The organism is Achromobacter sp. EB05 (assembly GCF_044232075.1).
Classification (GTDB): Bacteria; Pseudomonadota; Gammaproteobacteria; order Burkholderiales; family Burkholderiaceae_B; genus Achromobacter; species Achromobacter dolens.
Map to the genome: position 1 here is coordinate 5,681,590 of NZ_CP155917.1, position 14,105 is coordinate 5,695,694.

Annotated in this window: 13 protein-coding genes and 1 pseudogene; 7 read left to right on the forward strand and 7 right to left on the reverse strand. The window is 60.3% G+C overall.

Annotated elements, in window-relative coordinates:
- Window positions 1-380 precede the first annotated feature (380 nt).
- Window positions 381-1,703: a hypothetical protein gene (locus AAID08_RS25865; protein ID WP_395757094.1), complete on the forward strand. Its 1,323-nt coding sequence runs from the start codon at window positions 381-383 to the stop codon at window positions 1,701-1,703.
- A gap of 792 nt (window positions 1,704-2,495) precedes the next feature.
- On the forward strand, window positions 2,496-3,140 hold the full coding sequence (locus AAID08_RS25870) for a PDZ domain-containing protein (protein WP_263898831.1): 645 nt from the start codon (window positions 2,496-2,498) through the stop codon (window positions 3,138-3,140).
- Window positions 3,141-3,326: 186 nt separating this feature from the next.
- Here AAID08_RS25870 and AAID08_RS25875 read toward each other — a convergent pair whose 3' ends face one another.
- Window positions 3,327-3,650 (reverse strand): YXWGXW repeat-containing protein, encoded by a 324-nt coding sequence (locus AAID08_RS25875; protein WP_162876609.1) that lies wholly within the window; start codon window positions 3,648-3,650, stop codon window positions 3,327-3,329.
- A gap of 293 nt (window positions 3,651-3,943) precedes the next feature.
- On the opposite strand from AAID08_RS25875, the gene AAID08_RS25880 reads away from it, so the two are divergent.
- From AAID08_RS25880 to AAID08_RS25895, 4 genes and pseudogenes are all read left to right on the forward strand, one after another.
- Entirely contained in the window at window positions 3,944-4,960 is a 1,017-nt protein-coding gene (locus AAID08_RS25880; RefSeq protein WP_063584512.1) for an amino acid ABC transporter substrate-binding protein, read from the forward strand.
- A 346-nt stretch (window positions 4,961-5,306) separates the two neighbouring features.
- Complete coding sequence (locus AAID08_RS25885) at window positions 5,307-5,978, forward strand: HNH endonuclease (protein WP_395757095.1); 672 nt, start codon at window positions 5,307-5,309, stop codon at window positions 5,976-5,978.
- A 214-nt stretch (window positions 5,979-6,192) separates the two neighbouring features.
- The gene (locus tag AAID08_RS25890; protein WP_395757096.1) at window positions 6,193-6,474 is read left to right on the forward strand and encodes a peptidylprolyl isomerase; all 282 of its coding nucleotides are present in this window, start codon (window positions 6,193-6,195) and stop codon (window positions 6,472-6,474) included.
- Window positions 6,475-6,768: 294 nt separating this feature from the next.
- A pseudogene (locus AAID08_RS25895) lies at window positions 6,769-6,993 on the forward strand (Arm DNA-binding domain-containing protein); the annotation flags it as partial.
- Window positions 6,994-7,038: 45 nt separating this feature from the next.
- On the opposite strand, the gene AAID08_RS25900 reads toward AAID08_RS25895, so the two are convergent.
- The 6 genes from AAID08_RS25900 to AAID08_RS25925 form a co-directional block, all read right to left on the reverse strand.
- Window positions 7,039-7,890, reverse strand: coding sequence for a hypothetical protein (locus AAID08_RS25900; RefSeq protein ID WP_395757097.1), 852 nt, complete (start codon window positions 7,888-7,890; stop codon window positions 7,039-7,041).
- Between the two features lie 237 nt (window positions 7,891-8,127).
- Entirely contained in the window at window positions 8,128-9,234 is a 1,107-nt protein-coding gene (locus AAID08_RS25905) for a hypothetical protein (protein WP_395757098.1), read from the reverse strand.
- Between the two features lie 167 nt (window positions 9,235-9,401).
- Complete coding sequence (locus tag AAID08_RS25910) at window positions 9,402-10,172, reverse strand: ATP-binding cassette domain-containing protein (protein WP_049076483.1); 771 nt, start codon at window positions 10,170-10,172, stop codon at window positions 9,402-9,404.
- A gap of 46 nt (window positions 10,173-10,218) precedes the next feature.
- Window positions 10,219-11,178, reverse strand: coding sequence for a substrate-binding domain-containing protein (locus tag AAID08_RS25915; protein ID WP_054414631.1), 960 nt, complete (start codon window positions 11,176-11,178; stop codon window positions 10,219-10,221).
- A 14-nt stretch (window positions 11,179-11,192) separates the two neighbouring features.
- On the reverse strand, window positions 11,193-12,137 hold the full coding sequence (locus AAID08_RS25920; RefSeq protein ID WP_175189613.1) for an ABC transporter permease: 945 nt from the start codon (window positions 12,135-12,137) through the stop codon (window positions 11,193-11,195).
- Between the two features lie 147 nt (window positions 12,138-12,284).
- A complete protein-coding gene (locus AAID08_RS25925) occupies window positions 12,285-13,856 on the reverse strand; it encodes an FGGY-family carbohydrate kinase (RefSeq protein WP_395757099.1) in 1,572 nt (523 codons plus the stop codon).
- Between AAID08_RS25925 and AAID08_RS25930 the strand changes: the two genes are divergently transcribed.
- The gene (locus tag AAID08_RS25930) at window positions 13,855-14,025 is read left to right on the forward strand and encodes a hypothetical protein (RefSeq protein WP_269873555.1); all 171 of its coding nucleotides are present in this window, start codon (window positions 13,855-13,857) and stop codon (window positions 14,023-14,025) included. The two genes, AAID08_RS25925 and AAID08_RS25930, sit on opposite strands and share 2 nt — an antisense overlap.
- The last annotated feature ends 80 nt before the right edge of the window (window positions 14,026-14,105 follow it).

Below are 14,105 nucleotides of genomic sequence, written 5' to 3' on the forward strand. Positions count from 1 at the left end.
AGTTCTCTATCAAATTCGATGTAACCTAATACACGGCTCCAAAGATCCTCAGGTTGAACGAGACAGAATTCTTGTTGCCGAGAGCCTAATTATTTTACGGTTGCTAGTACCAGTTTTAGAAGAGTCCTGCCTCGCGGCCGCGTAGCTTTGAAGGCAATAAGGCGCACTTTTTGTGTGTGTTCTCTCGCGTCACGCTCCAACTACTGTACCGAAATTTCGATACAGTACAGGTATACTTACCAGTTTTCAGCCATTCAGCTAAAACACGCTAAGCCACTGATTTAAATTTTTTTTACATTTCAACCTACGCTAGAATTCACCCCATTTCCCTGTGGAAACACTGTAAATCACCGACTCAAGGTTAATCCATGGAGCCAGATTTGAACGAAGTCAAAAAGATCGAAGAATTAGTTTTCTCTTTTTTCTGCGAGTCTTCTGACTTCAATGGAATTGGGCTGCGTAGCATCTCGCAAAAGCTTGGGCTAGATTACGAAGACTCCATTAATAAGGTTAAGGAGCTTGTAAAGGCTGGAGTTGTTGACATTCAATCCAGCACCAATCCACATATTATAGGCTTCACTCATTATGCTATAGAACCTCAGTTGAAGATTCTCGAGCACGCCAAAGGAATCGAGGTTACCCAAAACATCATTGGGTGTATTGAGTTTATTTCAGAAAATACTGAGTACCCGATATGCGTATACCCCACCAGGGAATATTTAAAAAAAAATCGCGATCTCAGCGAATTTGGCTATGCAAAGTACAAGGCTGCGTTAGCATTAGCTGAACCCCAATTGAGCTTCAGATTTTTTGAAACTGACGTTTTGGAACGTTACTCTAGTGATCCCAGATTTGAATTCGAGTTTCATGATTTTAGCGGCAGCATTTCTTGCAAATATGACGAGTCTGGCAACTCTATCCTCAGGGAAGAAGATCAAATATTTTTGAAGTCTTTTGGGCTGGGTTTTGATTCAAGTTCCAACAGGGTTATAGCGGTCTTGCTCCGTGACTTAGGGAGGTTATCTCCCGAACATCAGGTCTACTGGAGTACCAAAGAGCTTGTGGCTGCAGATTGCAAGGTATTAGATGACTATTATGACAACGTCATTCTCGGCAACTGGATAACTGTGAAATCGGTGTTTCGTGCTTTAATCGACGAAATAAATGCCATTCACAAGTTGACCTCATCAATTTTTGGCGTTCCACTGTTTCGTAGAGAATTTGATGGGGAGAACAGGCCAAAGAATTTCACTTTCTTCTTCTCTCCAACAACCAAAAACTACTTCGATTTTATTAACCTACTCGATAAGTACCTGTCTGAAAATATCAATAAATCCTTCTTTGAAGGAAAGCTTGATTTAGCGGAAAAAAAACAAATAGATGAGAATACTTTTGAGCGTATTAATAAGGGTACTTTGAGGTTGCTGGAGGAGTGGATTAGCAAGGTCTTTAGTTACGCAGACGAATCAATCCCGCAGGAAATAATGAAGCCTCTAAAAATGGTGAGGAAAGAGAGGCAAAATCCAGCACACAAAGTTATTGATAACAGCTACGATCCTTCCCTTGTTGATCGTCAAAAAGAAATCATGGAAAACTGCTATTTGTCTATAGGTAGCATTAGAAAGAATCTTCAAACTCACCCAAAGGCAAAGAATGTAGAGCTAGACGACAGGCTGGATCAGGACGAAGTCAAATTCTTCTAGTTATGTTAAATAAAATTTAACTAGCGCATGTTGCCGGACTTGACTTGCGTCGGCATACAAGTCAGCCATAGATGTAGGCGTTAGCGAAAGCCTGCACAGGGTCATATGTGGTTGCGCTGTACTCACTCATCAAAACTGTACCGAAATCTAGGTACAATACAGGTACAGTGACCAGTTTTCACCAATTCAGGTAAAATACGCTAACTTACTGATTTTAAATTGGTTTTACCTATTTCAACCTACGCTAGAATTCGCCCCATTTCCCTGTAGAAACACTGTAAATCACCAACTCAAAATCCCCCGCCGCAAGGCGTGCCGGTTCGATTCCGGCCCCGGGCACCATCTCTTTCTTCTACAGCGCCAAGCTCACGGAAGATATCCCGCACTCAAGAATATCCGGCGTAATGCCACCGGCGACTACGCTCTATCGTGTTCGCGCGCGAAGCGTCAATGTTTGAGTCAAGCCGGCAAGAACACACTCATCTTCGCAAAACAGCTCAGTTTTTATCGCAGATGGCGCCGGATCATCGATCATCCCAACTAGGCTGCGCACTCAAAAACGATAATGTGCTGAAAAGGCATCGCACACAGAGCTAGGTGTGCTGAAAGTGGATAGGCCTTCTCGGCGAAGCCTGGTTATTACAAAAAATGAAGTCCTAGTCCACAGCAATTTCGACAGTTCTCACCGGAAGATACAGTTGCCACCGGAGCGACGGCGAAGTCACAATATGGCTTTAGGCAAGAAACATAGACCATCCCGGCGCCCGTCGCGTGCCAACCTCTGAGAGCAGCATGAAAAAAACGCTGATTGCAGTATCGCTGGTAACCATTTTGGGAGGCTGCGCCGCCGCTCAAGCGGTACACGAAGACCTACCCCCGGCCGCCTCCATGCGAGGTCAAGTCAACACCACCGGGAAAATTGACGTATTCAGCAATGGCATGATTCCCCAACGCCCCATCGTACGCATTGCTTCGATTGGAGCTCACGGGAATGCCTATGCAGACAACAAAACACTGCGAGGCAAGATGGAGCAAGAGGCATTAAGCTTAGGCGCCGACTGCCTGATTATCGTTGGGGGAGAGATCAGCAAAGACGAGACCATTGGGAGCTATGGTGGCGGCGTTTTTACTAGCAACCAAATCCAGCGGCCGCATCTTTATGGAGTTGCGTGCAAGTATGCTCAGGTAGGATTGGGTTTGCAGGCAAACAGCAAGACGGGCGTCATCCAATACGTTACCGCCGATTCACCTGCAGCCAAGGCCGGCATCGTGGAAGGCGATACGCTATTGGCAATAAATGGGGTTTCATTTTCCTCGAATCCCTTCGTCTTTGAAACCGAAGTTGGCACCAAGAAGCCAGGAGACGTAGTGAAGGTGGAAGTATTGGATAAAGCCGGCGTGAAAGTGGCAAAGACCTTTACATTGACTCACCGGTAATGCTGCCACATCGAGTACGGCTTATGACTTGACGTGCCTAGAACCAGCTTGGGTAGCTCCCAAGCTGCGTGCGCGGATAAAGACATGCCGGCGCCCCCTCAACGGGCAACACCACTGCCAAGTGCAGGGTCAGTTCCGGGTGAGGTTCAGAGGCAGCGAGATTCCCACTTCACGCCAGGCGCGACCTCAATACCGCCCCCAGCGCCCCTCGTAATACACCCAATGCCCATGCCGCTGGCGCCACTCAGGCCCGTGATACACATAGCCCGGCCGCGCTGGCAGCCAGGCACCCTCGATCCAGGCATGGCGGCCGCCGACCCATTCCCAATGGCCCGGCGCCCACACATAGCCCACGCGCGGCGGCGGCACCACTTCCACGCGGGGCGGCGGCGGCGCCACGTCGATGCTGATGGCCACGCCGGCCTGCGCGACGCCGGGCACGGCGAGCGCCCCCAGGGACAGGACCGCCGCGGCACCCGCGGTCATGGCGGCTTTGACTAGACTCTTCATGATGCATCTCCCTCGCAATCGCGTCAGCCGATGCGGACGCGGTGAGGGCAGTGTGCGCGGAAGGAATTATCGAAATGGTTACGCACCGGGGGCAGGCGGTTTCAGTGGATTTCCGCAGTGGCGCTCCTCATGCCAGCGGTCCTCGCTGGCGCCATCCGGCCCCGTAAATTCCGCCCAGTGGATTTAACGGGAATTCCCTGATTCTCCGCCCCAGGCCCGGCCGATACCATTCGCCGCATTTCCGCCTGTCGGCGGACATAGACCCATAAGTTGCGCGCCCGCGCGGAGACACCATGAAAGCACTGACTACCGTCGCGGCAGGCGCCGCGCTCCTTCTCTCGTCGTGGGGCGCCAGCGCGGGCGCGACGTTCGAGAACGTCAAGAACAAAGGCTTCGTGCAGTGCGGCGTATCCACCGGCGTGGCCGGCTTCTCGGTCAACGACAGCAAGGGCGGCTGGACGGGCCTGGACGTGGACCTGTGCCGCGCGCTGGCCGTGACCATGTTCGGCGATGCCTCCAAGTCGAAGATCATGGCCGTCAGCGCGGTGCAGCGCTTCACCGCGCTGCAGTCCGGCGAAGTCGACGTCCTGCCGCGCAACACCACCCTGGTCATGACGCGCGACACTACGTTGGGCCTGATCGGCGTGGGCGTGAACTACTACGACAGCCAGGGCATCATGGTGAACAAGTCGCTGAACGTGAAGAGCGCCAAGGAGCTGGACGGCGCCACCGTCTGCGTGCAGCCTGGCACCACCACCGAGCTGAATCTGTCCGACTGGTTCCGCTCGCAGAACATCGCCTTCAAGCCGGTGGTGGTCGAGCGCATGGATGAAATCGTCCGCGCCTTCGCGGTGGGCCGCTGCGACGCCTTCACCGGCGACAAGTCGCAACTGGCCGCGGCCCGCACCAATCTCGAAAACCCCGAGAAATACGACATCCTGCCGGAGAACTTCTCCAAGGAACCGCTGGGCCCCATGGTGCGCCAGGGCGACGAGCAATGGTTCAACGTGGTCCGCTGGACCCTGTTCGCGATGCTGGAGGCCGAGGAGTACGGCGTCACCTCGAAGAACGTGGACGAGATGCTCAAGAGCACCAACCCCAACGTTCAGCGTCTGCTGGGCGTGACGCCGGGGATGGGCAAGAACCTGGGCGTTGATGACAAGTGGGCCTACAACGTCATCAAGCAGATCGGCAATTACGGCGAGAGCTTCGAGAAGAATCTGGGCGCCAGCAGCCCGCTGAAGCTGTCGCGGGGGTTGAACGCGTCGTATCGGAATGGCGGGTTGATGTATGGGTGGCCGGTGCGGTGACGCGGCATAGCTGAATGGAACGACGGGCGCAGGAGGCGCCCGTTTTACATGGGGATTCACATTTCATGCCTAAAAAGGCCCAACCGAAGCGGAATCGCCACTACACCTATTCATGACAGATTTCTAACTAGGACCGAGTAACATGCACCCAACAGCACAACATCGGACTGCAGGAAATCTGCAATTGGTAGTGCCCATCGAAATCTAGGCTTTCCGAATACAGCTATTGCGCCTGATCTTTACTCGAGGCCAATTCGAAAAAGACCGCCACTTTCCCTGACGTTTCAAAAAAATGCGTAATCCCCCCTGGACGCGCGACGAACTGATCCTCGCGTTGGATTTGTACATGAAGCGCCGATCCAATCTTCCAAGTCATGGCAGCGTTGAAGTCTCCGACCTCTCGACGCTGCTGAACAAGATGGCAGAATCTCTGGGAAAGCCAGCGGCCACCACATACCGCAACACCAACGGCGTCTACATGAAACTGATGAACTTTCGTCGTCTCGACCCGTTATATCTGGAGAGCGGAAAGAAAGGGCTAGCCCGAGGGAATAAAGACGAACAGGTTGTCTGGGATATCTTTTCGTCTAATACGAGTCAGTTGGCCTTGGTCAGTAACGCGATACGAAAAGCCAGCAGCTATAAAGACTTGGCGCGGCTAGAAGACGACGAGACTTACGAAGCTCCTGAGGGGCGCATATTGACTCGCATGCACCGCTATCGCGAGCGCGATAGCGAATTGGTAAAAAAAGCGAAACAAGCTGCACAAAAGAAGCACGGACGCCTTGCCTGTGAAGCTTGTGGTTTCGACTTCAAGGAAACCTATGGCGTTCGAGGCGAAGGCTTTATCGAGGTACACCATACAAAGCCGCTGCATACGGTGGCTGAGGATCACAAGACTAGTGTCTCCGACCTGGCTCTTCTTTGTGCAAATTGTCATAGGATCGTTCACGCAACCCGCCAATGGCTCAGCGTACCGGAGGTTCGAGCGCTATTACGGTCAAATCCCTCACCCTGAAGACACAGACAAGAAGCCCGCGCTTCTCGCAACGTCATAAGTTCCGCCCGTCAACTTCAACAACACGGCAGTTACCGTTTGACGTAAAGGAAGTGGGCTAAACAAAGCGCCTTTAGGCACCGCATGCCCCCGCCCGTTTATGATGGCGTCGTAGCGAGTCCGCCCAAATGCGTTACTCTCCCCACCCCAATCATTCCCCCGCAAGGAGCCCAACATGGCACAAGCCTCCGCCCGCCACATCCTGGTTTCGACCGAAGCCAAGGCCAACGAACTGAAGACCGCCATCGAAAACGGCGCCGACTTCGCCCAACTGGCCAAGGAAAACTCGAGCTGCCCGTCGAGCCGCGACGGCGGCAACCTGGGTACGTTCGGCCCGGGCCAGATGGTCAAGGAATTCGACACCGTGGTGTTCAGCGCCCCGGTCGGTGAAGTCCAGGGCCCGGTGAAGACCCAGTTCGGTTATCACCTTGTCGAAGTGACCAGCCGCAAGAACTGAGTCCTCGCCCCAGCAGGTCCAGAGACCGCCGCCGGCGCAATGCCGGCGGTGTTTTTTTTGTTTCACGATGACTCCAGTACCGCAATTCGCTGGACTACGCCAAGGCTCGATACAACACGTTTATCAATCACCCAGGCGAGTTCAACATATGCCTGCGCTTTCCGAAACTTGACCCGGCGCCCCCTCGCGTGGCTCCTATGCGGCTCTTGGGAACCGGGCTTTCCAAGAAGTCACATGGCGAAGATCAAGCGCACCAAGTCCTAAGTCGATGCGGCACAACCTCAAGACAAGGCCATCGAACTGCGGGATACCGTGGTGCCCGGCTTCCTGTGCAAAATTACCCCAGCGGGCTGCAAGGTGTTCATGCTCCAGTACCGCACGAACGCCGGCGAGCGCCGGAAGCCCGCCCTGGGCCAGTACGGGGAACTGACGGTCGATCAGGCACGCACGATGGTGTAGGAGTGGCTGGCCGAGGTGCGCAAGGGCGGCGCCCCGAGCGCGGCCAAGAACGCCACCCGCTAGGCATCAGAACTTTCAGGCGTTTGGAAATTCCGCGCGATGTGCCTACGGCGCCATGACCTGCGGATAGTGACCTTCGCGCTTCCAGTCTGCGATCAGGTCATGCTCCGTGAGCGACAGATCTTCGTCCAGCGCTTCACGTGGCACCAGAAATTCCTTGTCGTTGCGGACGATGTATAAATCCAAGCCTTCCCACTCAGGAGTCTCGCGCGCCGCGCTCGGAAAGTGAAGCCTGTCATCGCGGGTCTCATAAGGCGGATGCATGACAATTTGTCGCACGTGTCGCTTCATCTTGATGCCAGTCGTAGGCTGTTCGAATGCGCTACCAAACTCGTCGTTGAATTGTGTAATGCCCGCTAGGATGCTCGCGTACATTGACCGCATGATGCCCATGAAATAGCTTCCTTTGCCCATGTCGCCCTTGACGTACATGATGATCGCAGTTTGAAAATCTTGAAACTCCTCCCACGACATACTCAGGCAGAAGTGGTGCTTGCCGCGACGGTAGTCCACGCTGAACTTGCCTTCGGAAATGTCGAATGACGACTGGTTGTGGACGAGGGCATTCCTGATAACCTTCGCCACCCTGAACAACTGACGCAGGATCAGGTTGTAGTCGCCTTGAGCTGGCAGACTCTCGTACTTCTCGCGATAGCCTTTACCTTCCAGTTTGGGATAAGAGGCATCCACATGAAAGTCCAGCAGCGTGAACAGCATAAGGAATTTCATCTGCTGATTCTGTTCCACACTCACCCGCCTACCTTGAATGAGAGAGTGGTACGCGTGCATCCTGCCCCTGCCATCTTCGTCCAGCGTGATGTGGCAGATTTGTGGGTATTTGATGGACATGCCGGCGTCTTCCAGCATCATCAATGTGTGATGAATAAACATGCTCATGCGGTCTCCTTGGAGCGTCTATTTCAATGCCTAACAGTTTATAAGGTCTATGCTCGCCGGCATGTGACCTGACAGGCCCTTCACTGCCAACACCACTGGGCGTCCCCAGCCAAGAAACATGGCATGCCCCATATACGGTTTCAAGTCCTTCTTGATCCGCGCGAAAAACTTGACACCGGCATTTTTTGAAAGCCGCCAGACGGCCGGCGGCGCAGGCGGGAACCCGCCCCCTCCCTCTTACAGCAGATACAACCGGAACGGATACGCGTAGTAGATCTGCTCGGTGCGATTCACCTTGCCCTCGAACTCCCGGTAGATCCGCTTGCGGGCGCGATACAGCGCTTCCATGGGCGCCTCGCCCTGGCGCGCGCCGCCGAAGAAGTAGCGCAGCATCAGGGTCGAGGAATGGCCGGCCTCGTTGCTGATAATGGGGGCCAGGTAGTGATGGGCGCCGCAACGGCGCGCGGCGTCGACGAAGGCCTTGCTCATGCCGAGCTGGCTGGCGTCGAAATAGACCAGGTCGAAGGCGGCGCCCTGCAGGTCCTTGGGGTACATGTCGTCCTCGCCCAGGCCGATGGCGTCGTTCTCGTCTTTTTCCGGCCGCCCCCAGGTGGGGCTGACGACGCCCTCGCCGCTGATCAGCACGAAATCGTAGCGGCTGCGCGCGAGCATGTCGGGCGTGGCGGTGGTGGTGAGCTGGAAGGTCGAGCCGGGGTAGAGGCGGCGCACGTCGCCGGTGCCGTCGTCGGGATCGGTCTCGGGATCCCGCAGGATCAGGCCGCGGGCTTCGGGGCCGAAGACGGCGGCGCGGGGACGTGCGCCGGCAGCCGCAGCCGCCGCGGGTGCGGCGGGTGACAGGCGGGATTCGGGCGCGGCATTGCCCTCGGGCGTCCCGACCGCCGCCGCGAAGCGAAATGCGACCGGCTTCTGCACGAACAACGGCGTGCCGTCGACCGGCAGCAGATCGAGCGCGAAGTGCATGGAGGTCGGCTGGATCTCGAAGATGACGCACGGCGCCTTGCGCAGCGACGGCAGCAGCGGTCCCAGCAGTTCGTGCGACAGGACCGCCATGCGGGCATCGAAGCGGCCGTCGAGCCGCCGGTTCTCTTCCAGCATGTCGTAAATGCGGCGGAATTCCTTGGACAGGATCCCGGCCGACCGCTCGGGGATGACGGTCTGCGTGGTCGCGTCATAGTCCGATTGCAGCGTCAGGCGGTCGTCCTGCTGTTGCAGCAGGATACGCATGCAACGGGCCGGCGAAACAGCGGTGACGGTGACGTCAGGGGTGCCCGCCGTCATCGCGGCGGCGGCGCCCGGCAGCGCCAGGGCGCAGGTCAGCAGCAAGACGCCCGCGGCACGTGAGCGCAGCGGGCGTCGAGGCGGACGGCCGACACGAAAGACGGCGTAGGGAGTCATTGATGCGGCATTCGGGAACGAGATACGCCAATGCTACGCAGGATCCGTGTGAAGGTCTGTGAAGTTTGCACCTGACTTTGTCCGCGCCCGGACGGTCAGGCCTTGCCCGTCATCACCATGTGCGCCAGCGCGTCGGCGTCCAGGCCTGCCACGTCGCGCTCCACGACCTTGACGCCGCTCTTGAGAATCGCGACGCGGTCGGCCAGCGCGACCACGTCCGCCATGTTGTGGCTGATCAGGATGACGGTGCGCCCTTCCTCGCGCAGCTTGCGCACCAGGTTCAGGACCAGCGCGGTTTCCTTGACGCCGAGCGCGGCGGTGGGCTCGTCCATGATGACGACGCGCGCATCCCAGCGCAGCGCCCGCGCGATGGCCACGGCCTGACGCTGGCCGCCCGACATGCGTTCGACGGGGCGGTCCATGTCGTCGATCGGCACCGACAGGCGTTGCAGGTAGCCGCGCGCCTCCTGCGCCATGCGGCGCTTGTCGAGCACGCGCAGCGGGCCGATGCGGCGCACCAGTTCGGCGCCCATGAAGACGTTTTCCCAGATGGAGAGGCGCGGCGCCAGCGCCAGGTCCTGGTAGATGGTGGCGATGCCCTGCGCCAGCGCGTCATGCGGCGAGCCGAACACCACCGGCTTGCCATCCAGGCTCAACTCGCCGCCCGTGGGCGCCTGGGCGCCCGAGATGATGCGGATCAGCGTCGACTTGCCGGCGCCGTTGTCGCCGCAGATGGCCATGACGCGGCCCGCCGGCACCTCCAGGTCGACGCCCTTCAGGGCCTCGACGGCGCCGTAGGACTTGCGGACTTGGCGGAGCGATAGCGCGGCGGGCGGAGCGGCGGTCATGGTGGCGGAAGCGGACATGAATGATGCGGCGGCGGGCGGCGCGGCACGCCGCCCGCCGTGGGGCCTATTTGGCGGGAGTCAGGAATTTCTGCACGTTGCTGGCATCGACCAGCACCGAGTCCATGAACAGGTAGGGGCCGGACGCGATCTTGTCCTTGGGTTCCTTCTTGACGACGATGCGGTCAATCGCGTCGACGGCGGTGACGCCCAACTGCTCGAACGGAATCATCATGGTGGCGGTGATGAGGCTGTTGGGATCGGCGATGCGGCGATAGGTCTCCGGGCCGCCGTCGACCGACACCAGCGTGATGTCGCCCTTCTTCATGCCTTGCGCCTGCAGCAGGTCGTCAATCACGTAGGCCTGGCCGTCGAACGAGGCCCAGACGCCCTTGAACTGCCCCTGGTTGCGCAGGAACAGCGCCTGCATGCCGTTGCGCACGTCGTCGCGCCAGCTTTGCGTGCGCGCCATGCTGAACTTGGCCAGGTCCTTGACGGCGGTGTTTTCCGACAGCACCGCGTCGAGCATCTTGCCGCGGATGCGGGTGCCGGAATTGCCGTCGAAGCGGGCCGACAGGATGTTGCCCTGGTAGCCCATCTTGCCCAACAGGTACAGCACCGATTGCGCGCCGGTGGCGTATTCATTGACCTCGACGTCGAACAGCATGTGCGGGCTGGCGCCGGACATGACGCCGACGACGGCGATGCCTTTTTCCTTGGCGGCCTGCAACTGGGCGTCGGTCTCGACCGGCTTGCCCATGGCGATGACGATGGCGTCGACCTTCTTGTTGACCAGCGTGTCGAGCTGCTCGGCCAGCTTGGGCAGCGAGCCTTCGGCGTTCAACTGCGTCACGGTCCAGCCCTTGGCGCGGGCGGCCTCGGCGGCGGCGTTGGCGGCGCGCGCATGGGTCTCCGAGGACATCTGGAAGGCCACCACGCCGACGTCGAAGGCGTGCGCGGCGCTGGCCGCCAGCGCCTGCGCGGCAAACGCGCCCAGCAGCAACGTGCGCTTGATGAATCGGTTCATGCTGTTTCCCCTTCCTATCCGAATTTGAAGGCCGCTTTCTTGAGCACGGCCGATGACACCGCGACGGACGCGACGATGATGAAGCCCAGGACGATGTCCTGCACGTAATAGGCTGCGCCCATCAGCACCAGGCCGTTGCCCAGGACCTTGAGGATCAGCGCGGCGACCAGCGTGCCGGGAATGTTGGCATGGCCGGGATTGAACATGGTCATGCCCAGCAGCACGGCGGCGATGGCGTACAGGAAATAGTCGCCGGCCATGTTGGGCGCGGCGGACGACAGGCTGGAGGTCAGCAGCACGGCGGCCAGGCCGGCGCACAGGCCCGACAGCGCCAGGCCGATGCTTTTCATGGCGCGGATGTTGATGCCCGCCAGGCGGGCGGACTCGCCGGCCTCGCCGGTGGCGGTCATGCGGGCGCCGGTGCGGGTCCACTTGACCAGGAAGAAGGCGAGCAGCACCGCGCCCGCCATCCACAGCACCAGCGCGGGAATGCCGAAAGGCTTGCCGCGTGCCAGGTCGGTGAAGGCGGCGGGCCAGCGGCCCACGTACGAGACGCCGTCCGTCAGCATGAAGGCGAAGCCGCGCGCCATGGCGGCCATGCCGAGCGTGGCGATCAGGGAGGGCACCCGCAGCCGGGTGACGGCAAAGCCATTGAAGAGGCCGCAGAAGAGGCCGACGCCCAGGCCGGCGGCAATCGCCAGCAGCACGGGTTGGCCGGTATGCACCAGGGCGCCGGTGACCACGGCGGCCAGGCTGGCCACGTCGGCCACGGACAGGTCCAGTTCCGCGGTCACCAGCGCCAGCGTGAAGCCGATGGCGATGATGGCCAGGAAGCTGGTTTCCTTGGCGATGTTCAGCAGGTTGCCGGGCGCGGCGAAATTCGGGGCGGCTATCGCGAAAAAGCCCACCAGGACCAATCCCGCGATTGCCGTACCGTACTTTTCCAGGATGCCGCGCATCGACTCGCCCTTGCTGCATGTGATTGATGGCGGGGCGTCCACCATGCCGCGCCCGCCGGCCGGATCGTGGTCCGGACCTGTGGCGTCGTAGTGTATACCCGGCACACGCGCGCCGGCAGCGCGGCGCGCCGGATCGCGCCTAGGGTTTTACCCCAGCCGCAGCGCCGTCAATGCATGCGACACGGGCGCCAGCGCGGCTTCGGCGGCGCGGAACTGGGCATACAGGGCCCGATAATCGGCGAGCCGGTCGGCACGAGGCGCGTAGCGCCGGGCGACGCGCGCCAGCGCATCCTGCGCCGCCGCGAAGCTGGCGTAACGCCCCACCGCGGTCCAGGCCGTGGCCGCCGCGCCAAGAATGCCGGGCTGGTCGGCCTGGCCGACGATGACGGGACGCTCGCAGATGTCGGCCTTGGCCTGGCACCACTGCGGATTGGACGCGGCGCCGCCGCCGAAACGGATTTCGGCCACGGGCTGACCCAGCGCCGCCTCGGCGCGCTCCAGCACGATGCGGTTCAGGAACGCCACGCCTTCCAGCACGGCCCAGGCCAGGTCGCCCGGGCCATGGCGCCGGTTCAGGCCGACAAAGGCGCCGCGCAGGTGCGGATCCCAGTACGGCACGCGCTCGCCCTGCAGGTACGGCAGGAACAGCGCCGGCTGCGGATCGCGCGGCGCGCCCAGCAGGGCATCCATCGCCGGGCCGACGCCGGCCATGCCTTCAGCGCCCAGGCGGCCCAGCAAAGGCAACAGCCAGGCAATGGTGTCGGCGCCATTCTGGCCCGGCCCGCCGACCTGGTGATGGCCGCCGCCCCAATCCACGGTCATCAGGCCTTCGGCATGCACCGGCTCGGCGCCCACCGCGCCGAACACTTCGGTGGTGCCCGAGATGTTGTAGGCATACCCCGGGCGCAACGCGCCCAGGCCGGCGACGGCGGCCCAGGTGTCGTTGGCGCAGGCAATCACGGGACGGCCGGCCAGGCGGGCCAGCGCGCCCGGCAGCCCGGACCGCACCGGGCCGACGGTGTCCAGGGGATCGAGCAGGTCGGGCACCCACGCGGGGTCGGCGCCGATGGCGGTGAGCAGGTCGCTGGCGGGCGCCGCCGAAGCCGGCACCTCCGCAACAGCCGGGGACGCCGGCCCGGCGTATATCGGAACAGGGGACGCCGCAGCCGCCAGGCGAGCCAGCGAAACCGTGTCGCTGGCCACCCGGCCGGTCAGGCGCAGATTGAGGTAATCCTTGGGATCCAGCACCGCCCGCACGCGGGCCGCGTGCGCCGGTTCCCTGCGCAGCAACCAGGCGATGCGCGCCCAGGGATGAAAGGCGTTGATCTGTCCGATTTCCGGATGGCCGGCCGGCAGCGACGACAACCATTCGGGCAGGTCCGCCGCCGCCCGCGTATCGCGCCAGGTGATGGCGGGCCGGATGGCCACGCCGTGCGCGTCCACGAACACCTGCGTGCGCGTGACGCCGCAGATGGCAATGGCCCGGACCGCATCGAAAGCCGCCGCGCCGGCCTGCGCCGCCAGGGTGTCCGCCAGCGCCTGCAGGCCGCGCCACCAGGCGTCGGCGTCGATCTCGTCGCAACCGGGCTGAAGCGCGACTCCCGCCGGGCTGTCGATGAAGCAGGAATGGGCGATGCCGCCCTCCCCGTCGACCAGCGCCGCGCGAAAGCGCGTGCCGCCCAGGTCCACCGCGAGGACGTAGTTCACAGGAGCATTCATGACATCGATCGAAAAGGGCAAGGGGACGGGCGCGCCGGAACCGGCATATTACGAAAACGCCCCTTCCGGCGCATCAATGGAAGCGATGGCACGGCCCCCCGAATCCCGCGCCTCCCCGTCGAAGGCCCTCCCTACGCTGCGCCGCAGCACCGGATTCCCTATCAATTGATAATTTCTGTTCAGGTGACAGCGGCCGGCGGCGTGCGACAGAATGGCCTGCGCCTGGCGGGAGACAGCCGGGCCTTCACA

Excerpts from the sequence above, each read along its gene's own strand:
- AAID08_RS25870 (WP_263898831.1), top strand. The coding sequence starts at position 2,496 with ATGAAAAAAACGCTGATTGCAGTATCGCTGGTAACCATTTTGGGAGGC.
- AAID08_RS25880 (WP_063584512.1), top strand. The coding sequence starts at position 3,944 with ATGAAAGCACTGACTACCGTCGCGGCAGGCGCCGCGCTCCTTCTCTCG.
- AAID08_RS25925 (WP_395757099.1), bottom strand. The coding sequence starts at position 13,856 with ATGAATGCTCCTGTGAACTACGTCCTCGCGGTGGACCTGGGCGGCACG.
- AAID08_RS25920 (WP_175189613.1), bottom strand. The coding sequence starts at position 12,137 with ATGCGCGGCATCCTGGAAAAGTACGGTACGGCAATCGCGGGATTGGTC.
- AAID08_RS25930 (WP_269873555.1), top strand. The coding sequence starts at position 13,855 with ATGACATCGATCGAAAAGGGCAAGGGGACGGGCGCGCCGGAACCGGCA.
- AAID08_RS25875 (WP_162876609.1), bottom strand. The coding sequence starts at position 3,650 with ATGAAGAGTCTAGTCAAAGCCGCCATGACCGCGGGTGCCGCGGCGGTC.
- AAID08_RS25915 (WP_054414631.1), bottom strand. The coding sequence starts at position 11,178 with ATGAACCGATTCATCAAGCGCACGTTGCTGCTGGGCGCGTTTGCCGCG.
- AAID08_RS25910 (WP_049076483.1), bottom strand. The coding sequence starts at position 10,172 with ATGTCCGCTTCCGCCACCATGACCGCCGCTCCGCCCGCCGCGCTATCG.
- AAID08_RS25890 (WP_395757096.1), top strand. The coding sequence starts at position 6,193 with ATGGCACAAGCCTCCGCCCGCCACATCCTGGTTTCGACCGAAGCCAAG.
- AAID08_RS25900 (WP_395757097.1), bottom strand. The coding sequence starts at position 7,890 with ATGAGCATGTTTATTCATCACACATTGATGATGCTGGAAGACGCCGGC.
- AAID08_RS25885 (WP_395757095.1), top strand. The coding sequence starts at position 5,307 with ATGAAGCGCCGATCCAATCTTCCAAGTCATGGCAGCGTTGAAGTCTCC.